General features: G+C 67.3%; 16 protein-coding genes. 7 read left to right on the plus strand and 9 right to left on the minus strand.

Features of this window, described 5'->3' with window-relative positions:
- Both ACXJKR_RS06785 and ssb read right to left on the minus strand, forming a co-directional pair.
- Window positions 1-280, minus strand: a 280-nt coding sequence (locus ACXJKR_RS06785) for a hypothetical protein (protein ID WP_457321807.1), incomplete at its 3' end; no start/stop codon positions are given.
- 91 nt (window positions 281-371) lie between these two features.
- The gene (gene ssb / locus ACXJKR_RS06790) at window positions 372-938 is read right to left on the minus strand and encodes a single-stranded DNA-binding protein (RefSeq protein WP_056191367.1); all 567 of its coding nucleotides are present in this window, start codon (window positions 936-938) and stop codon (window positions 372-374) included.
- A 156-nt stretch (window positions 939-1,094) separates the two neighbouring features.
- Here ssb and ACXJKR_RS06795 point away from each other — a divergent pair, with 156 nt between their 5' ends.
- Genes ACXJKR_RS06795 through ACXJKR_RS06805 form a run of 3 tightly spaced genes read left to right on the plus strand, consistent with a single transcriptional unit; the run spans window position 1,095 to window position 3,768 of the window.
- On the plus strand, window positions 1,095-2,198 hold the full coding sequence (locus tag ACXJKR_RS06795) for a sensor histidine kinase (protein WP_457321809.1): 1,104 nt from the start codon (window positions 1,095-1,097) through the stop codon (window positions 2,196-2,198).
- On the plus strand, window positions 2,195-2,941 hold the full coding sequence (locus ACXJKR_RS06800) for a LytR/AlgR family response regulator transcription factor (protein ID WP_457321812.1): 747 nt from the start codon (window positions 2,195-2,197) through the stop codon (window positions 2,939-2,941). Before ACXJKR_RS06795 ends, ACXJKR_RS06800 begins: the two co-directional genes overlap by 4 nt.
- A gap of 11 nt (window positions 2,942-2,952) precedes the next feature.
- A complete protein-coding gene (locus ACXJKR_RS06805; RefSeq protein WP_457321814.1) occupies window positions 2,953-3,768 on the plus strand; it encodes a head GIN domain-containing protein in 816 nt (271 codons plus the stop codon).
- Window positions 3,769-3,823: 55 nt separating this feature from the next.
- On the opposite strand, the gene ACXJKR_RS06810 is transcribed toward ACXJKR_RS06805, so the two are convergent.
- The 3 genes from ACXJKR_RS06810 to ACXJKR_RS06820 all read right to left on the minus strand — a co-directional run bounded on the left by ACXJKR_RS06810 (window position 3,824) and on the right by ACXJKR_RS06820 (window position 6,587).
- Window positions 3,824-5,134 carry a type II toxin-antitoxin system HipA family toxin gene (locus ACXJKR_RS06810; protein ID WP_457321816.1) on the minus strand — a complete coding sequence of 437 codons (1,311 nt, stop codon included), beginning with the start codon at window positions 5,132-5,134 and terminating at the stop codon, window positions 3,824-3,826.
- On the minus strand, window positions 5,134-5,475 hold the full coding sequence (locus ACXJKR_RS06815) for a helix-turn-helix domain-containing protein (protein WP_056191376.1): 342 nt from the start codon (window positions 5,473-5,475) through the stop codon (window positions 5,134-5,136). Before ACXJKR_RS06815 ends, ACXJKR_RS06810 begins: the two co-directional genes overlap by 1 nt.
- A 212-nt stretch (window positions 5,476-5,687) precedes the next feature.
- Window positions 5,688-6,587: a PEP-CTERM sorting domain-containing protein gene (locus ACXJKR_RS06820; RefSeq protein ID WP_457321818.1), complete on the minus strand. Its 900-nt coding sequence runs from the start codon at window positions 6,585-6,587 to the stop codon at window positions 5,688-5,690.
- A 227-nt stretch (window positions 6,588-6,814) separates the two neighbouring features.
- Between ACXJKR_RS06820 and ACXJKR_RS06825 the strand changes: the two genes are divergently transcribed.
- Entirely contained in the window at window positions 6,815-11,887 is a 5,073-nt protein-coding gene (locus ACXJKR_RS06825; protein WP_457321820.1) for an alpha-2-macroglobulin family protein, read from the plus strand.
- The gene (locus tag ACXJKR_RS06830) at window positions 11,884-12,753 is read left to right on the plus strand and encodes a hypothetical protein (RefSeq protein WP_457321822.1); all 870 of its coding nucleotides are present in this window, start codon (window positions 11,884-11,886) and stop codon (window positions 12,751-12,753) included. Before ACXJKR_RS06825 ends, ACXJKR_RS06830 begins: the two co-directional genes overlap by 4 nt.
- Before the next feature lie 16 nt (window positions 12,754-12,769).
- Here ACXJKR_RS06830 and ACXJKR_RS06835 read toward each other — a convergent pair whose 3' ends face one another.
- Window positions 12,770-13,873 (minus strand): aromatic ring-hydroxylating oxygenase subunit alpha, encoded by a 1,104-nt coding sequence (locus ACXJKR_RS06835; RefSeq protein ID WP_457321824.1) that lies wholly within the window; start codon window positions 13,871-13,873, stop codon window positions 12,770-12,772.
- A 64-nt stretch (window positions 13,874-13,937) separates the two neighbouring features.
- Between ACXJKR_RS06835 and ACXJKR_RS06840 the strand changes: the two genes are divergently transcribed.
- Entirely contained in the window at window positions 13,938-14,321 is a 384-nt protein-coding gene (locus tag ACXJKR_RS06840) for a DUF5329 domain-containing protein (RefSeq protein WP_457321825.1), read from the plus strand.
- 28 nt (window positions 14,322-14,349) lie between these two features.
- Here the strand turns inward: ACXJKR_RS06840 and ACXJKR_RS06845 are convergent, their stop codons facing one another.
- A complete protein-coding gene (locus tag ACXJKR_RS06845; protein WP_457321827.1) occupies window positions 14,350-14,883 on the minus strand; it encodes a PEP-CTERM sorting domain-containing protein in 534 nt (177 codons plus the stop codon).
- Between the two features lie 20 nt (window positions 14,884-14,903).
- Entirely contained in the window at window positions 14,904-16,460 is a 1,557-nt protein-coding gene (locus ACXJKR_RS06850; protein WP_457321829.1) for a DUF4331 domain-containing protein, read from the minus strand.
- Between the two features lie 143 nt (window positions 16,461-16,603).
- Here ACXJKR_RS06850 and pbpC point away from each other — a divergent pair, with 143 nt between their 5' ends.
- Window positions 16,604-18,931: a penicillin-binding protein 1C gene (gene pbpC, locus ACXJKR_RS06855; protein ID WP_457321833.1), complete on the plus strand. Its 2,328-nt coding sequence runs from the start codon at window positions 16,604-16,606 to the stop codon at window positions 18,929-18,931.
- A gap of 319 nt (window positions 18,932-19,250) precedes the next feature.
- On the opposite strand, the gene ACXJKR_RS06860 is transcribed toward pbpC, so the two are convergent.
- The coding region (locus tag ACXJKR_RS06860) for a 3-keto-disaccharide hydrolase (protein WP_457321831.1) at window positions 19,251-19,624 on the minus strand (374 nt) is incomplete at its 5' end.

The raw sequence follows: 19,624 nt of genomic DNA on the forward strand, positions 1-19,624 counted from the left end.
GCATATATTGGCTCTCGCCCGTCCCGCTTTTGCTTGCCTGAAGCAGCCATGTTTCCGCCTCTTGGTACTCTTGCTTGCCAATCAAGAATCGACCATAGCCTAGCTGGGCTTCTAAGTTTCCACTCTCGCATAGGTTTCTAGCAATTCGTCGGAATTCAGCTTCGTGCCCTTTGGAATGCTCGATGATTGCATTCGACCAAGTCTCTGACGAATTGGCGCGGGCACAAGCCATAAACCCAAGCATGGTGGCGCAAAACAGGATGATGGATAAGCGGTGCATTAAAGCGCTCGTGGGATCTGAGTCTGCAGGACGAATAGAAAAAGGCCCACTGCATTCGCCGTGGGCCTTTCGTTTTTGATATGTCTCGTTCTCAGAACGGAATATCGTCATCCATATCGTCAAACCCCGTCGCCGCCTTGGGCGCCGCAGCCGGAGCGCGCGGAGCGGGCGGGCGCTGGGCCGCGGCCGGACGCGCTGCCGGGCGGGCACCGCCCTCGTCGCCACCGCCACGGCTGTAGCCGCCACCGCCACCTTCGCCGCCACCAGCACCACGGCCGTAGCTGGCGCCGCCACCGCCGCCTTCATCACCACCGCCGGCGCCATCACGGCCGCCGAGCAGTTGCATTTCCTGGGCAATGATCTCGGTCGTGTAGGTGTCGCGGCCTTCCTTGTCCTGCCACTTGCGGGTCTTCAGGCGGCCTTCGACATAGAGGGGGCGGCCCTTCTTGACGTACTCGCCGACGATCTCGGCCAGGCGGTCGTTGAAGACGACGCGGTGCCATTCGGTCTCTTCCTGGCGCTCGCCGCTCTCGCGGTTCTTCCAGTTGCGGGTGGTCGCCAGGCTGAGGGTGACCCAGGCGCCGCCGCTGGGGTTGTAGCGAACCTCGGGGTCTTTGCCGACGTTGCCGATGATGATGACTTTGTTGACGCTGGCCATGACGCTCGTCCGAATTCGATGGGGAAGGGGCGAATTATGCCGAGGGGCTCGCCGAACCCCGTCAGCAACTCCACGTAGACCGCATCCCGCACCCCGGGGTCCGCACTTCGTCTCTCCACCCGCCGCCCGCCCGATGGGGCTCCCTAAGATGAAGCCATGAACTCCCCCGACCCCCGCTCCAGCAACCGCCGCCCGAATGTGCGGCTGTGGCTGGCGTACGCCGGGACTTGCGCGCTGGCCTGGTGCCTGTTCGTGCTGGCGGGCAGCGAGTTCGACCGCGGCCTGGACCCGTTCTGGCTGGCCGTCTACCAGGCCACCACCATGCTGTGGGCGCCGATGCTGCTGGGCGTCGCCGTCTGGCCGGTGGCCCGCCGCCTGCACGGCACCGATGCCGGCGCGGCCGCGACCGCCCTGGCGCACGCGATGGCGGCGCTGTCCTTCTCGGCGCTGTGGCAGGCGGGCGAGTTCGCCGTCAACGCCGCCCTGTTCGGCACCGACCACGCCGGCGCCGTGCTGCTGGCCGGCCTGCTGTGGCGCTCGGTGTGGGGCTTCGTGGTCTACGCAGCAATAGCCACCGCCTTCACCGCCGTGCTGCAGTCGCGCGCGGCGCGCTCGGCGGCCGTGCACGCCGCCCAGGCTGAAAKCGCCCTGGCCAAGGCCGAGCTGTCGGCCATCAGCGGCAAGCTGAACCCGCATTTCCTGTTCAACACGCTGAACTCGCTGATCGCCCTGACCCGCAAGGACCCGGCCGCCGCCGAGGCCTCGCTGCTGAAGTTCGCTTCCATGCTGCGCTATGTGCTGGACACCAAGCGCGGCGCCGAGGACCGCGTGATGCTGTCCGACGAGATCGACTTCCTGCGCGACTACCTGGCCCTGGAAGCCCTGCGCCTGGGCTCGCGCTTGCGCGTGGACTGGGACCTGGAGGAGCGCGTGATGGCCGACGAGCTGCCGCCACTGACGCTGCAGCCGCTGGTCGAGAACTCCATCCTGCATGCCGTGGCCACCCGCAAGGGCGGCGGCAAGGTGACCATCACCGCGCGCCGCAATGCCCTCAACCATGGCCTGGACCTGGCCGTGGCCGATGACGGCCCCGGCTGCGAGCCCGAGGCCCTGGAGCCCAAGCCCGGCCAGCGCCGCGGCGTGGGCCTGGCGGCGCTGAAGAAGCGCTTCGCGCTGGACTACGACGGCCAGGCGCGCCTGCGCATCCACACCGCTCCCGGCGCAGGATTTCGCGTCGACCTTTTTATTCCACAGCTATGAGCACGACCACCACCGTCCTGATCGCCGAAGACGAACACCTGGCCGCCGAAGCCCTGGCCGACTGGGTCAAGGCCACGCCGGGCCTGCAGCTGGTGGCTGTCTGCGAGGACGGCGACGACGCGCTGGCGCAGATCCGCGCGCTCAAGCCCGCGCTGGTGCTGACGGACATCCAGATGCCGGGCCTGACGGGGTTGCAGGTGGTGCAGGCTCTGCAAGGCGAGGCCCACCAGCCGCGCATCATCTTCACCACCGCCTATGACCAGCACGCGTTGACGGCCTTCGAGCTGCATGCGGTGGACTACCTGCTCAAGCCCTTCTCGCGCGAGCGCTTCGACGAGGCGATCAGCCATGTGCTGCGCGACGCTTCGCCAAGCCCTGCCGATGTGGCACAGGCCTTGGGCGCGCCGGCCGACGCACCGCTGACGCGCCTCTTGGTGCGCGACCAGGGCAAGATCTTCCCGCTGCAGGTGGACGCCATCGAGTGCCTGCGCTCCGACAACAAATACACCGCCATCACCAGCAAGGGCCGCAGCTTCTTGGTGCGGCTGCCGATTGCCGATTTTGAGACGCGGCTGGACCCGATGAAGTTCCTGCGCGTGCAGCGCGGCTGCATCGTCAACCTGGATTTCGTCGAGAGCATGACCCCGGACGAGAACTCCCAGCTCGTCGTGCAGCTGCGTGACGGCACGCGCATCACGGCCAACCGTGAGGTGTCCAAGATGTTGAGGGAGCAGTCGCTATGAAGACCAACACCTTGAAGAGGCGCCTCCTGCCGGCGTTGCTGCTGGCAGCCCTCGGCCTGGCGCAGGCCCAGCCTCACCCGCACCCCACGCCAGCGACGCCCCCCACTCCCGCCACGCCGGCGACACCAGCAACACCGGCCACTCCTCCGACACCAGCGACACCAGCGACGCCGGCCACCCCAGCAATGCCCGGCCGCATCTACGCCCCCGGCGCCTTCGATCGCCTGGAGCTGGCCGGCGCGGCGCGCGTCATCCTCGTGCAGGGCGAGCGCGACCAATGTTTCATCGCCGGCGACGCCGAGGTGCAGAAGAGCGTCGAGGTCGAGCTGGCCGACCGCCAGCTCATCATTCGCCCGACCGGCGGCTGGAAGTTCTGGCACAGCCAAAAGCTGTTCGTGCAGGTGGAGATGCGTCAGCTGAAGGGGCTGTCGCTGTCCGGCGCCAGCGACGTGCACGCGCCCTTGCCCCTGCGCGCCGACCAGCTCAAGCTCTTCATCAGCGGCGCAGGCCTGGTGCGGCTGGACCAGCTGCAGGCCAAGCAGCTCACCTTTGTCATCTCGGGTGCCGGTGACGGCCAGCTCGGCGGGCGCGTTGAGGACCTGGCGCTGCAGATCTCCGGCAAGGGCAAGGTGGTCGCCGACCGCCTGCAGGCCCAGCGCGCCCGTGTCAGCGTCAGCGGCATCGGCAATGTGCTGCTGTGGGTGACCGACGAGCTGGCGGCCAATATCTCGGGCATCGGCTCGGTGGACTACTTCGGCAACCCGTCGGTGCAGCGCTCGGTGTCGGGCATGGGCTCGATCAGCGCACGCGGCGAACGGCGGAACTAGGTATTTCGACAAGCAGGCTCGGTGCCGCGAACACCATGCCAGCCAGTGAGTTTTGCTACCGGATCATTGACCGCCGAGACTTGGCCGCGGCCATCGGTTGCGACGTGGCATTCAGTGCATCTGCCCTGTACTGCCGGTGAGCCGAGAAGGCGCCGGCCGTGACCTCGATGTCCGCGCCGGAAATGCCCGCTCCACGGGCGACGTCGCGCCACTGGTCGACCACGGTCGCCACCTCTTCGACGATGGCGCCTGCCTCGGCGTCTGTGAGTCGATAAAACGCAGCTGTCGACCGCACCGTGCTCATGCTCGGGCGGTTGTCGACATCGTCGATGTTGAGCACATGCTCCGCTTTGTCGACGTTCGGGTTGACATCGAAGGCAGGAGACAGCCGCCAGCCATCTTTGCCGAGCAGGAACCCGTGATTGCGCAGGTGATCGTCTCGATTGCCGACGGCGACATTGAAAGCCACTCGACGGAACAGCTGCTTGAGGTCGCTGGCGACGTATGCAGGGTCTCCACCGGCACTCAGGAATTGGGCGAGCTCAAGGTAGCTCGCGCCCTCACTCTGTTCCCGCCGGAGCAGCGTCATGGCGGACGCATAGAACTGCCGCTTGCCATTCTCGCGATCGAATCGCTGGACGCAGAAGGTGTGGAACTCGCTGTTCAACCTGACCGCGCGGGCGGCTGGAACACTGACGCCGGCCCTCTTGGCCATGGTGTGGACAGCGGCCTCCCAGGCGCCTATGTCCCGGTCATCGTCACGCGATGGGAATTTCCCGATCCAGAGCGAGCCGTCCTGCTCGGCGAAGTTCGCTTTCGGCCTGGCCCCGCCCAATGAAGCGCCTGGCGCCACCAGCACGGCCAGCCACCGACGCAGCGCGTCAAGATCGTCGATGCGCTTGCTCGTTAGCAACGTGGCCACGGCCTCGAGCTCGCGCAGGTTGGTCACGGGGGGTGCGGCCATCTTTTCGGCGCCGAGGAATTCCTCGGCGCCCTCCAGGCGGAATCGCAGCCCGCCTTGACGCGTGAAGTCCTGAACGCCGATCAGGAAATCCCAGGCATAAAGGTTCCGGGGCGTTCGGCCTTCGTCCTTCGCCTGCAGAGCTTCTCGTCGCTTCATGAGCGTTTGGCCCCAGCGGTCCGGGGACGAGTCCAGGAAGATGCCGAAGTTGCCCAGCTCTGGCTTCGGAAAGTAGGGCTGGTCGCCGAGGGACAAATCGGGATCGACCGAAAATGCCATCGGGTCCTTCAGCCAGTCCCGCTCGTAGACGAAACGGACCTGGCCGCGATCGTGAGACAGCGTGCCTACACGCCGCGCGTCTTCAAGATCACAGTCGAGCCAGACCTCCAGGTTCGAGCCGCTCATCAAGATCCTCTCGGCGAGGACGCTGGCATGGCGCCGCGCTTTCGAGCGGGCTTGGGCTCCAACGCCAGGTCCTGAAGCTTGCGGCCCACCTGGTCGTCGGCCGCGAGCGACTCGATGTCCTTCTCGAGGCCCAGTACGGCGAGCACCCTCAGATAGGTCCCAAGTGTCGCGCCGGGATCGCCAGCCTCCACGTTGTAAAGGGAGGAGCGCGAGATCCCGGCCCGGAGCGCAACGGTCATGGAGCTGAGCTTGCGGCGCAGCCGCGCCAGGCGCAGCCGCTCACCAAGAGCAGCAAGAAGACGCTGCTCCTGGGGGAAAACGACCGGCGGTTTGCTGGGCATCGGACAGGTAATCCGGTTCGAAAATGTCCACCATTATGAACATTTTCACCATATTTTGTCCAGCATGGTGGGTTGGTGCCGTTCAAGCGCTCAAGCGTTGCGCACGACCAGGCGCCGCGCGGCAGCGCCTACCGTGTCAAGCTGCTTGCCAGGATATGCAAGAGCCGGGCATCAAGCACAGCACCAAGCTCCTATCCGGCGGGGAAACGAGCCTACCGCGGGTGGGATCGGGCGAGCGAACGGTATCGCCAGGCGGCCAGCAGCCCGCCCAGGGACATCAGCCACAGCGAGGACGGCTCCGGCACCGGAGCAAAGGACTGGGCCCAGTTCAGCCCCGAGGGCGACGTGATCGTGAACAGCGACATGTCCGCCGGCACGTACAGGCCGGTGTTGGGGTCGAGCAGCGAGATCGCCGAGATGCCGTTCCAGTACGAAGAGTGGCCGAAATCGGCAGTGACCGAGGCTGCTTCGCTGGTGCTGCATTGCGGGTCGCTCAAGCAGTCGATCTTGCCCGCAGACACCGTCAGCCGCTCCGTGAAGGTGAAGGGCGTGCCCAGCGTGATGGTGATTTTGATGTTGTGGATGCCCGAGTAGTACAGCGGGCCGCCAGCCACGGCGCTGACGAAGTCGACTGGGAACCCGCCCGGGAATGCAGGGTTCGAGTGGGCGCCCCAGCTGCCGAGGAAACCGGCTCCGTTTAAAGAGAAGTTCACCGAGGAATAGCCGCCCCCGGTCGGGTCGATCATGCCTTGCAGCGTGACACCCATGGTGACGCGCGCCTGCGTACCGTTGAGACCGGCCGAGCTGATCGTGATGTCCTCCCCGTACGCGCCTTCGGCAAAGGCGGTGCCCAGGTGGTTGCCGGCGCCGGCGAAGCTGGAGGCGTAGAGCTTGATGACACCCAGGGCCACCGACGCATCAGCCGTGCCGCCAGCGCCGTTGCCGGCGGCCGATGACGAGGCGCTGAACGTGCCGCTGTCGAAATCGTCCACGGGCGGGTCGAATTGCGTGCCAAGCGCGCTGGCCGACGTCCTGGCGATGGTCGAGCCTGCGGATGCTGCGAAGGCGCAGCCGAGGGCGGTCAGGCCCACCAGAAGATGCCGGAATTTCATGAAGCCACTCCTTGACCGCCCGGCGAACTGCGGGCCGAGGCTTTTCTACGCCTGCGCTTGGGGAGGGTCAATCGATGTGGCGCCGATCCCCCTAGGACGGCGAGCTACCTATTGATGACGAACCGCGGCACCAAGGGTTCGATCAGCGCCCGCGGCGAGAAGAAACCTTCCGTGGACAGCCGCTGATCGCTACCTAAACTCCTCGCCAAATTGCGGGGAGGAATTCGATGGTTGCGTGGAAGAAGGCCGTCACGGCCCTGGTGGGTGTGGTGGCGGTGCTGGGCGGTGGCTGGTGGGCGTCGCAAAAGCTCGGGCAACCGGCCCTACCGAGCAGCGCCGAGATCGGTGGCGAGCAGGCGGCCTTTGCGCTGCTGGACTGCAAGGCCCGACTCTTCGACGGCTCGCCGGCCATCGCGCTGAGCTTCACGCAGCCGCTGGACAGCAAGCAGGACTTCGGCGCCCTCGTCAGCGCGCAGGAAGGCGCCGCGCCAACCACCACCGACGGCAAGAAGGAGCCGGCGCCGGACGCCAGCTTCAAGCCGCTGGCCGCCCGCTGGGTGCTGGGCGACAACCCCCGCGTGCTCTACCTGCCCTTCGTGACACCGGACCGCAGCTTTCGCTTCGCGTTCAACGCCCAGCTGGGGGCGAAAACCGGCGCCAAGCTCGCGACCGCGCAGAAGTGCGAGGCTGTCAGCGAGACCATGCCCGACAGCTACTACTTCGCCAGCCGTGGCCTGGTGCTGCCGGCCGGCCAGAACGGCGGCCTGCCTGTCGTCACCATCAACACGCCCGAAGTGGATGTGCAGTTCCTGCGCATCAAGCCGGCCTCGCTGCCGGCCTTCCTGGAGCAGGTCAGCGGCCGCCGCGAGCGCCAGGTGAACTCCGGCGAAGAGGACGGCGAGGGCGGCTACTACTACGACGGCTACAACGACAACCAGCGGCGCCTGAAGGGCACCGTGGGCGGCTGGGTGCTGGACGAGCTGCGCGCCATGAGCGACAGCGTCTACCTCGGCCGCTTCACGACCGATGCACGGCCGAACCGGCGCAACGTCAGCTTCCTGCCCGTGGAGGGCATCAAGGAGCTGCAGGAGCCCGGCATCTACGTGGCCATCATGAACCAGCCCGGCCGCTTTGGCTGGGACTACCAGGTCACGCATTACTACGTCACCGACGTCGGCCTGCACCTGCGCCGGCATGCCGAGCAGATGGATGTGTTCGCCACCTCGCTGAAGAGCGGCGGTGCGCTGTCGGGCGTGGAGCTCAGCCTGGTCGATGAGAACGGCAAGGCGCTGGCCCAGGCGCAGACCGATGGCGACGGCCACGCCGTGTTCACCGGCCGCAGCGACAAGGCCCGCGCCGTGCTGGCCCGCCGCGGCAAGGAGATGTCCATCCTGTCGCTGCGCGACGCGGCGCTGGACCTGAGCGAGTTCGACGCCACCGGCCACCCCTCGCGCAGCAACAAGCTCTTCGTCTACGCCGGCCGCGACCTGTATCGGCCGGGCGAGAACTTCCAGGTGTCCGTGCTGGCGCGTGATGCCGACGGCAAGCCGCTGCCCAAGCCCTTGCCGATCACGCTGACCGTCAAGAAGCCCGACGGCAGCAAGCTCGTCGAGCAGTTGGTGCAGCCGGGCAAGACGGGCACCGGCTACTACCAGCAAGGCATCACCTTGCCGGCCGACGCACCCACCGGTGGCTGGACCATCCAGGCCCGCGTCGACCCCGGTGCAAAGACCCCCGACGCGCAATGGGTCTTCAAGGTCGAGGAGTTCCTGCCCGAGCGCATGAAGCTCACGCTGACCGCGCCCGAGGGCACCCTCAACGGTGACGGCGGCATCACGGTGCAGGCCCAGGGCGACTACCTCTACGGCGCACCCGCCGGCGGCAACCGGCTGCAGGGCAGTGCCTATTCCGAGCGCTTGGTTGTGCCGCTGCCGGCCAAGCTGCCCGGCTTCATCTTTGGCGACCTCGCTGACGACAAGGCCAAGAACCGCCAGGACCTGGAAGAGCAGGAGCTGGACGCCGAAGGCAAGGCCAGCATGAAGATCGCGACGGCGTTTGGCGAGCGCAAGTCGCCGATGCGCGTTCGCGCGGCCTTCAGCCTGCTGGAGTCCGGCGGCCGCCCGGTCGTGCGCGCCATCGAGCGCACGTGGTGGCCGGCGCCGGTGCTGATCGGCGCGCGGCCGCTGTTCGACCGCAATGTGTCGGCCGAGAACGGCCTGGCCGAGTTCGAGCTGGCGCGTGTCGATGCCAGCGGCAACTTCAAGCCGAGCAAGGAAGTGCAGCTCAAGCTCATCTACGAGGAACGCCAGTGGTATTGGCGTTATGACGACGGCCGCGGCTGGAACTCCGGCTTCAACGTGAATGAGGAGCTGGTGGAGGCGCGCAGCCTCGCGCTGACGGCCCGCACCAAGATCGCCTTGCCCGTGCGCTGGGGCCGCTACCGCCTGGAGGTGAAGGACCCCGAGACCGGCTTGACGATGCGTTATGGCTTCTACGCCGGCTATGGCGCCCAGGACGCCGACGACATCGGCAACCGGCCCGACCGCGTGCAGCTCAAGCTGCAGGGCGCGCCCTTCAAGCCGGGCGACGTGGCCAAGCTGGCCATCAAGCCGCCGCATGACGGCGAGGCCATCGTCACCGTCGAAGGCGACCGCGTGTTGTGGACCAAGCGCATCGGCGTGAAGGCCAGCGRCACGGACATCGATATCCCCGTCGATGCGAGCTGGGCCCGCCACGACCTCTACATCACCGTCGCCGCCTTCCGCCCCGGCAGCCAGGGCGACAAGGTGACGCCGGCTCGTGCGCTGGGCCTGGTGCACCTGCCGCTCAACCGCGAGGACCGCAAGCCCAAGCTGGCACTGACCGTGCCGGCCAAGACGCAGCCATCGGTGGCGCTGCCCATTAGCGTCAAGGTGCCGGCCCTCGCCGGCAAGCCGGCCATCGTGACTGTGTCCGCAGTCGATGTGGGCATCCTCAACATCACCAACTACAAGACGCCCGACCCGCAAGACTTCTTCTTCGGCAAGCACCGCTACGGCGCCGACATGCTGGACCTCTACGGCCGCCTCATCGAGAAGATGGAGGGCAATGTGGCCAAGCAGCGCTTCGGCGGCGACGCCGGCAAGCGCGATTCGCAGTCCATGCCGCGCAAGGTGCTGCTGGTGGACCTGTTCAGCGGCCCGGTGCAGCTGGATGCAAAGGGCGAGGCGACCATCAACCTGAAGCTGCCGGACTTCAACGGCACGCTGCGGGTGATGGCGGTGGTTTCGAGTGCCGACAGCTATGCCTCGGCGCAGGCCGAAACGGTGGTCGCCGCGCCATTGGTGGCCGAGCTGAACATGCCGCGCTTCGTGTCGCCGGGGGACAAGGCCACCATCGCACTCGATGTGACCAACCTCAGCGGTGCGGCGCAGGACGTGAAGGTGTCGGTCACGTCGAGCGGGCCGCTGAAGATCACCGGCGGTGCCGAGAGCCTCAAGCTGGCCGACAAGCAGCGCCAGATCCTGCGCTTCCAGGCCGAGGCRCTGGATGCCTCGGGCCTGGCGCCCATCGAGGTCAAAGTGACGGCTGGGCCGCTGAGCATCACCCGCGAGGCAGCGCTGCAGGTGCAGCCCATCACGCCACTGGTGCGCGAGAGCCGGCGCATCCGCCTGGAGCCCGGCGCCACGCAGGCCCTGGACAAGGCCCTGCTCGATGCCTTCTGGGCCGGTTCGGCCAGCGTGAGCTTGAGTGTCTCCAACACGCCGCCCATCGACATCAAGGACCAGGTCAAGGGCCTGTTGATGTACCCCTATGGCTGCCTGGAGCAGACAACGTCCAGCGCCTACCCGCTCGTCTTCATCGACGACGAGGCGGCAAAGCGCTGGGGCATGACGCCGGTGCCACGCGAGGAGCGCGCCAAACGTCTGGACAGCGCCTTCGCGCGCCTGGCCAGCATGCAGCAACCCAAGGGCGGCTATGGGCTGTGGGCGTCCAGCAGTCCCTACGAGGGCTGGCTGTCGGCTTACGTGACCGGCTTCCTGCAGGACTCGCGCGACGCCGGCTTCGCCGTGCCCGAGGCCCAGCTCAAGCGCTCGCTGGACAACCTGCTGGAGCAGTTCCAGCGCGCCCCGGCCCAGCAGACCACACCGGCCAAGGATCCCAAGCGCGACGACAAGGGCCGCATCGCCGACTGGCGCGACGCCGAGACCATGCGCATCGCCCACCAGCGCTTTGCCGAGGCCGCCCACGCCGGCTACATCCTGGCCCGCGAGCAGAAGGCGCCGCTGGCCACGCTGCGCACGCTGCACGATCAGTACCGCAGCCATGCGCTGTCGCCCCTGCCGCTGGTGCACCTGAGCCTCGCGCTGAAACTGATGGGCGACGAGGGCCGTGCCAAGGTGGCCCTGGACGACGCCATGCAGCGCGGCTACGGCTACCAGCCCGATGACCCCAACAACTACTGGTGGAGCCAGTGGCTGGGCGACTACGGCTCACGCGTGCGCGACCGGGCCCTGGCCTATGCGCTGCTGCTGCGCCACAAGGTCACGCACGAGAAGCGCGAGAACCTGTTGTTCGACCTGTCCGACGACTTCAGCCGCCGCAACTACTACTCGACGCAGGAGCGCCTGGCCCTCTTCCTGGCCGTGCAGGCCGCCACCAACGGCGCAGGCAAGGACGACGGTTGGAAGACAGCGTTGAACGTGGGCGCCAAGGCCGACGCCTGGACCGGCAGCGGCGTGGGCCAGCAGAGCTTCGAGCTCGCCAAGCTCAAGTCGGGCATCGCGCTGAAGAACGAGGGCGCGGCGCCGCTGTACCTCGACGTGACCGCCCAGGGCTACCCGACCAAGCCGCTGGCGCCGACCAGCGACCGCATCTCGGTCGAACGCGCGATGTTCACGACCGACGGCAAGCCTGTGACGGCGCGGCAGTTCACGACCGGCGAGATGTTCGTCGTGCGCCTGCGCGTGAAGGCCCCGCAGTCCATCAAGGACGGCCTGGTGGTGGACCGCATCCCGGCCGGCTTCGAGATCGAAAACCTGAATTTGAGCCAGGGACCGAAGGCTGGTGAGTTCACGGTGGAGGGCGTCAACATCGCGCAGGCCAACGCCAACGAACGCATCGTCCACATGGAGTACCGCGACGACCGCTTCGTCGCCGCCGCGTCGTTGGGGCAAACGCTGGACGTCTTCTACCTCGTGCGCGCCGTGACGCCGGGCAAGTACGTGGTGCCGGCGACGTTTGCGGAGGACATGTATCGGCCGGAGGTGAGGGGGATTGGGAAGGCGGAGGGGGAGATTACGGTGGTGGACAAGAAGTGAGACTCACCGTCGGCATGCGGGGCACAGCCAAGGGTGGCATCAGCCRTGTGGTCGTCGCAGCAACGTTGACAACGCTCGGAGAGGCTTCCTGGGCCGGTACATCCGATCCAATCGGTGTGGGCGGCTTAGTCGGCCCGGTGCTGCCGTACCTGATCGCCTTGGTCGTATTGGCTGCAATGGGCTTTCGATCTCGGTGGGCGCTCATTGCAGTCTTCGCTTTGCTGGTGTTGCCGCCAGCTTGGGTGTGGCGGCGTATCGAGATGTCCGGCGAACAGGAGAGAGCCCAACGAGATGCCCGCAATCGCCGCGTCATCGATGAGCAGGTTGCTGCGGATCGAGCCTATTCGCAGTTCTGCAAGAGCCGACAACTGCAGGTGCTTTCCACGGTTCCTCCTGGAGAGCTTCCCTCCTCTGGTGCTCGAACCTTGCTTGTGAGTGCAGATCCCGCGTTTGTCCAGAAACTGTCGCGTTTCAGAGCGGATACCTTGATCCGGTTGCTGCAAAGTGACGTGCAACGGTGCCGACGTTTGGGATTGGCCTTCATCGAAGGACGCCAGTCGGTACAGCCACCAAGCTTCTTTCGATCGTCTGCTTGCGAGGCCCTGGTCTACACGCAAATTCAGGAGCCTGCGGCGCGCTACGAACTTGTAGTGGGCGAAACGAGCCCGCCGGCCAAGTCGCCGGGAGTAGCCTTCGATTCGCTTTCAAGCGCGTCTGTGCGAATTACAGACCGGAGGTCGGGCCAGATCATGGCATCGGACACTCTCTATTTCTTGGATTTCCAGTCCGGCCGCGCCGATTGCCCGAAGGCGGAAGAACAGGTGATCGACTTGATCGAGAGGGTGTTTTCGCCGCAGAGCCGATGACGATTGCAATGCTGTTTCAATCCCCCATCGCACGCGCTATCAACCGATGAAAGTGGTGCACCCCCTGCTCCCTCGTCGGCGAGTAGCGCCCATGTTGGTAGAAGCGTGACCGCAGCCCCTGCTGCACCGTCATGACGACGGCCTCGTCCTCCATCTCGACTTGATCGAGCGCGCCGCCGGCGCCGCTGTCTAGCAGCTCGGGCTTCCACACGTAGGAGCGAAAGCGCACGCGTGTCCGCGCCGGACCGATAGGTGTGACCTGGTTCAGCGACAGCCCCCAGGGGTAGAAGTTCAGCATCAGGTTGGGAAACACCCACCAGTAGTAGGCCGCGATGCGCTGGCCGTATTCGGCGGCCTCTGGCGGCAGCTCGAAGGCTGTCTCGTCGGCCCGCGCCACCGCCAGCTGCAGATTGCTCCACTCGTGCAGTTCATAGCGGTACTGGCTCAGGTCCAGCGTCTGCGTGAGGCCCGGGTGCACGAAGGGGATGTGCAGGCCTTCGAGGTAGTTCTCGACGTAGAGGGCCCAGTGCGCGTCGAACTCGTAGTCGCGGCTGCGGCTGGTGTCCAGGCGAAAGTCCTGCAGCGGCAGCCAGTGCAGGCGTTGCATGGCGGGGCCGAAGAAGGCATCGAAGGTGTCCAGCGGGTCTTCCAAAGCGACAAGGCCCTGGCCGCCCCAGTCCTGCAGCGGCAACTTCGGCAAGTTGTCGCAGGGGCGGGGGAAGTCCAGCGCCTGCTGGAACTCGGGCATGAAGCTCATGCGCCCGTCCAGCTCGAAGCGGCGCGAGTGGTAGCCGCAGCGGATCTGTGCGGCGCCTTGGCACGGCTGCTGCACGAGCAGGTTGCCGCGGTGGGTGCAGACGTTGCTGAGGCAGCGCAGCGCACCGGTCGCGTCACGCGACAGCAGCAGGGGCTCGTCCAGGCTGCCGGGCAGCAGCGTCTCGGGCTGCAGGCTGCCCGGCGCCTGCACGCCATGCAGGTCAGCGAGCCACTGCCAGCTGCGCGCGAGCACGCGTTCGTACTGCAGACGCTGCGCGGCGGGGTCGAGGTAGAAGGCCTTGTCCAGCGTCTCGGCGCGCGCGACTTCCGGGTGGACCTGCCAGCGTTGCGAGGTGTCGTTCATCAGGCAGTTTTACCCTCGCGGCCGCTGTGGTCGGACACGTGTTTGTCCTCGTAGCATCCGGCTCATGCGCACTGCCTTCACCCTTCTGCTTTCGCTGGCCGCCGGCCTGGCCCACGCCGCACCGCTGCCACCCGTCGCCCGCGCCGAGGTCGACGCCCTGCTGACCCGCCTGCAAGCCTCCGGCTGCGAGTTCAACCGCAACGGCAGCTGGTATGCCGGCGCCGAAGCCAAGGCCCACCTGCTGAAGAAGCTGGACTATCTGGAAGGCAAGGACATGGTGAAGACGGCCGAGCAGTTCATCGAGCGCGGCGCGGCCACCAGCAGCATGAGCGGCAAGCCGTATCTGGTGCGCTGTGCCGGCAAGGCGCCGGTGGAGAGCGCGCAGTGGCTGAAGACCGAGTTGCAGCTGCAGCGTGCCGCCCGCGCGGCATCGACCCCGGCGCGCTGAAGCGCCGGGACCGGCCACGACGTTCAGCTCAGCGCCGCCGACGCGTTGCCGCGATCAACAGTGCCGCGCCCGCCAGCGCGAAGCTGCCCGGCTCGGGCACCGTGGCAATGTTGTCGAGGGCGAAGCCGCTGGTGGCCGAGAAGCTGACCGAGGTCAGCTGGGCCCARCTGCTGTCGAAGACCAACGGTCCGGCATTGGCCAGGTCGATGTTCAGCGAAGCCACCTGTGCACCACCCAGCATACCGACCAGGGCCAGCATGCCGGGGCCGAAGCCCAGGTCATAGGCCGCGATGTCGAGCGACTGCAATCCGAACACGCCGCCGCCGAGCAAGCTTAGCGCGAAGGGCGTGGTGTCGAAGCCGCCCACCATGGCGCCGTCCAGGGGCAGAAAGCTCGCGGCCGGGCCGCTGATGACATAGCCCGCCTCGCTGTAGCTGGCAATGCCGGTGTTGTTATCGATGTCGATCACACCGGGGTTGTCGAAGGTGACGAGGCCGGCCTGTGCCGCCCCGCTGCTGCAGAGCGCGGCCGCGAGGGCCACGGCGCCGAGGAATCGATTCATGGCTTTGCTCCTGGAAGGGTTCACTTCGCGCCTGGCTTGGGCGTGTTGAGGTACGGGAAGCCGGGCAGCAGCGGCACCACGGCCTGGTCGACGCCGTCGTGAAGCTCCAGCGAGGTGGCACCCAGCGGCACCACGGCGCGGGTGCAGGCCGGGCCGAACAGCGCGCCGCCGTTGTTCAGCCAGCACAGGCCACCCATGACGGCGGCCAGCGATACGTCGACGATGTCGTCCTTGGGCCGGCGGCCATTGGGGAAGCCGGCCAGGTCGGGCGGGTTCTCGCCATCGCGCAGGGTGCCGACGATGCCCAGGCGGTTCTGCATCGCAAACGGCCGCGGCGCGATGGCAGTGTTCAGGCGCAGCATCTCCGAGCCCACCACATTGGCCGGCTGGTTCACGCCAGGGATGCCGGTCAGGAAGGTCGTCACCAGGTCCAGGCGCGGCAAGTTGGTGGGGGCGGCGTTGCCGATCGGCAGCACGGCCGACAGCAGGGCCGGCAGCGTCGGGTTGGTGACATAGGTGGCGAACTGCCCGTCGCCCGTCGGCGCCGAGGCGTTGAACCTGTCCTTGTCGGGCAGGCCGATGACGACCTCGTTGACCAGTGGGTTGCCCAGCCGCGAGACCTGCACCCAGGCGCCGCCTGTCTTGACGGCCGTGTCGTAGCCGCTGGGCGGTGCGGCGTTGACGATCTGGCTCTGGCGCACGCTGGCCGTTGTCCAGCCGCCGATGACGGTCTCGTTGCCCTGCGTGAGGCAGCTCTTGTGCACCTCCAGCGCGAGCGAGGTGACGTTCTTGTCCTGGATGGAATTGACCGCCGCCGCGTTGATCAGGCTGCGGTTGGTGATGACGCCCACGTCGGCATTGACGAGGTCGAAGATGGGGCCGAGATTGACCGCGAAGGCCTCCTGGCGCTGGCCGACAAAGACCTTGGCCGGGAAGCCGCAGCCGGGCAGGCTGACGCTGTAGATGTGCTGGGCGGCATAGGCCGGGTAGTCGGCAATCGTCTTGGTGCCGATGTTGTCCACCGGCTTGTCGAACCAGGTGCCGCCGGCAGGGTTGGCTACTGGGCTGGCCGTGCCGGTGCGGCGGTCGCCGCGGATCAGGGTCAGGGCGAACTTCTCGTTGACGTTGAGGGCTGCGGCATTGGGCGCGCTCACCGTGCCGGCCTGGGTCAGCGGAATGGGCACGACCTGGTTGCCGATGGGCAGGGTGATGCCCTTGAGCGTGTTCATGAACTTGAACTGGAAGGTGATGTCTTCCTTCGCATCGCCGTTGTTGTCGACGTGGATCTCGTAGATCGCGTTCGGGTCCAGCTTGAAGTAGTTGGGGCCGCCATAGGCATCCTGCAGCGGCAGGTAGTTGGCGATCAGCGTCACATAGCCGGCACGGCCGCCGCTGCCGTTGGCGGCCACGCCTTCGTAGCTGTTGAACAGGTAGAAGTCGGTGCCGTCGACGCGCGGCATGCCGCCAATCGACGGGGCCTCGCGGTGGCTGGAGGCCTGGGCCGTCAAAGCGGCCAGGCCGGCGAGGACGCTGGCGGTGATGAGCGCTAGGGTCGGCGCGCGGGTGGGCAGTTTCATGGCATCTCCTGTTGGACGGGTCGTGGGTGGAACCGCAAACAGATGGACACAACCAGCGCTGCGGCCTTGTCTTTACGCAGCGCGGGCGGGCTGGATGCAATGCAAGCTAGGGGGGCGCTTCGGCTATCGTCTTCGGCATGCCGATGCGCATCACCCGTCGACACATCGAACTCACGCTTGCCGGCCTGCTCGCCGTCGTGCTGGTGCTGGACTTCGCCTGCCCGCTGCCCACGCCTGCCAGCGACTCGCCGACGCTGACCGTGCTGGCCGCCGACGGCACGCCGCTGCGCGCCTGGCCCGGTGACGACGGCGCGCAGCGCCACCCGACGACGCCGCAAGCCGTGTCGCCCAACTACACCGAGGCGCTGTTGCACTACGAGGACCGCTGGTTTCGCTGGCATCCGGGCGTGAACCCGGTGGCCCTGGTGCGCGCGGCCTGGCAGTGGGCGCGGCATGGGCGCATCGTTTCCGGGGGCTCGACGCTGACCATGCAGGTCGCACGCCTCGTGGACGAGCGAGCGGCGGGCCGGACCATTCCCGCCAAGCTGCGCCAGATCGCCCGTGCGCTGCAGCTGGAGCTGCACTGCAGCAAGCAGGAGATCCTGACGCTGTACCTGAACCTCGCGCCCATGGGCGGCCCGCTGGAGGGCGTGGAGACGGCCAGCCGGGCCTACCTGGGCAAGGGCGCGGCGGACCTGTCCAAGGCCGAGGCCGCGCTGCTCGTCGCGTTGCCGCAGTCACCGACACGGCTGCGACCGGACCGGGCTGTGCAGGCCGCCCAGACGGCGCGTGACAAGGTGTTGACGCGCATGCAGACCATCGGCATCTGGAGTGCTGCCGACGTGGCCGACGCCAAGCTGGAGCGCGTCTTTGCGCCACCGCTGCGCGCGCGCTGGCTGGCGCCTCTGGCGGCCGAGCGACTGCGCCAGGATGCCAAACGCCACGGTCAGACGGCGGCGACGATCCAGACCACGCTGGACGCCGGTCTGCAGGCCCGCCTGGAGCAGCTGCTGACCGACCGGCTCAACAGCCTGCCCGACGCCGTGTCGCTGGCGGCCCTGGTCGTCGACAACCGCACGCTGGAAGTGCGCGGCTACGTCGGCTCGGCGGACTTCACCGACGCGCGCCGCGGGGCGCACGTGGATATGGTGCGCGCCAAGCGCTCGCCGGGTTCCACGCTCAAGCCCTTCCTCTACGGCATGGCGCTGGACGAAGGGCTCATCCATTCCGAGAGCCTGCTCATCGACGCGCCGCAGAACTTCGGCGGCTATGCGCCGGGCAATTTCCAGGCCGACTTCTCGGGCCCCGTCAGCGTCAGCGAGGCGCTGCAGCGCTCACTCAACGTGCCGGCCGTGGACCTGCTGGACCGCCTGGGCCCGGAGCGCTTCGCCGGCCGGCTGCGCCATGCGGGCCTGAGGCTGCGCATGCCGGCCAATGCGGCGCCCAATTTGAGCCTCATCCTCGGCGGCGGCAGCACGACGCTGGAGGAGCTGGTCGGCGCCTACACAGCGCTGGCGCGCGGCGGTATTGCGGCCCGGCCGCGGTTGATGCCCGACGAGCCGCTGAAGGAGGCGCGGCTGATGAGCGAGGGTGCTGCCTACATCGTGCGCGAGATCCTGGAGAACGGCGGCCGGCCGGGTTCACCGTTTCGCGAGAGCGGCCAGCGCGTGGCCTGGAAAACGGGCACGTCTTTTGGCTTTCGCGACGCCTGGGCGCTGGGCGTGACGGACCGCTACACCTTCGGCGTGTGGATTGGCCGGCCCGACGGCACGCCCAACCCCGGCCACTTCGGCGCCAACTCGGCGGCACCGTTGCTGCGCGACCTGGCGGCGGCGCTGGGCCCCGACGAGGCCCGCCAGCAGCTCGCACCGCGCCGCCGGCCCGACAGCGTGGCGGCCGTGCCCATCTGCTGGCCGCTGGGCCTGGCCGAAGCCGCCACCGAGCCGGCGCTATGCCTGCAGCGTCGCATCGCCTGGACGCTGGACGGCGCCGTGCCGCCGACGTTGCCCGACCGGCTGCGACCGGGGCCGTTGGCAGAGCCTGTCTGGGTGGCGGCGGGCCAGCGCGTGCAACCCGGTTGCGCGCCCGAGGCCGAGCGTTTTGAGGCTGTGCGCTGGCCTGCGCTGCTCGGGCCTTTCCTCGATGCCGAGCAGCGCCACCCGCTGGAGCGCCTGGCCTGGCGACCGGGCTGCGCCAGCCAGCAGCTGGCGGCCAACCGCCTGYGCATCGTCGGCCTGGAGCCCGGCACGGTGCTGCGCCCGGCGCCGGGCCAGCGCGAGGTCGTGCTGAAGCTGCAGGCGATCGGCGCGCAGCAGGGGCTGACGTGGCTGCTTGATGGTCAATGGATGGCGGCCAGCACGACGGCTGGCGCGGCACAGACGCTGCACGTGGAGCGCGCGGGCGCGCACCGGCTCACCGTCATGGACGGGCTTGGACATTGGGCGCGGGTCGAGTTTCAGATGGCGCCATAGCGCGGTGTTTAGGCACATAGGCAGCATGGCGGCCGCCGCGCTGGATCGCGGGCGTCAGCGAGCGTAAACAGGCGCGTGCTTCAGACTGGCTGCTGTCACCCAGATCTCGCGACCTAATGGCCGATACCAGCGGCAACGGTCATTGAACCTAGATCCGGCAGTTGACCGCTCRCWACTCATYGAAAGTCTCGATGCMTCAACACCTTGCGCACTTTGCGCCGTTCACCACTTCGGTGAGCAGCCCGAGGACGGCAGTACCGGGCAGAACAGGGCACTTCGAACCGGTCTCCCTCTTGTCAGGAAACCAGCAACGTCCCCATCAAAGCTTGCGCACCCAGATGTTGCGGTACCGGACCAGATGCCCATGATCCTGCAGGCGCAGCGGCATTTCGGCATGTGCTCGATAGCTGGGCGTACCGATGTAGGTGGTGCCGCCCTTGAGCGCGGAGTTGTTCTGCACCAGCACGCCATTCAACAACACCGTAAGTCGCGCCGGTGAAATGAGCGAACCGTCAGCCGCGAAGCGCGGCGCGGCGTAGATGATGTCGTAAGTGTTCCAGTTCTCGGCTGGCCAAGTGGCATTGACGAGCGGCGGGAACTGCTTGTAGATCGACCCCACCATGCCGTTCACGTAGGTCGGGTTCTCGAAGTTGTCGAGAATCTGAACCTCGTAGACATCCTGCAGGAATACGC

The sequence above is a fragment of the Roseateles sp. P5_E11 genome, from assembly GCF_054049355.1.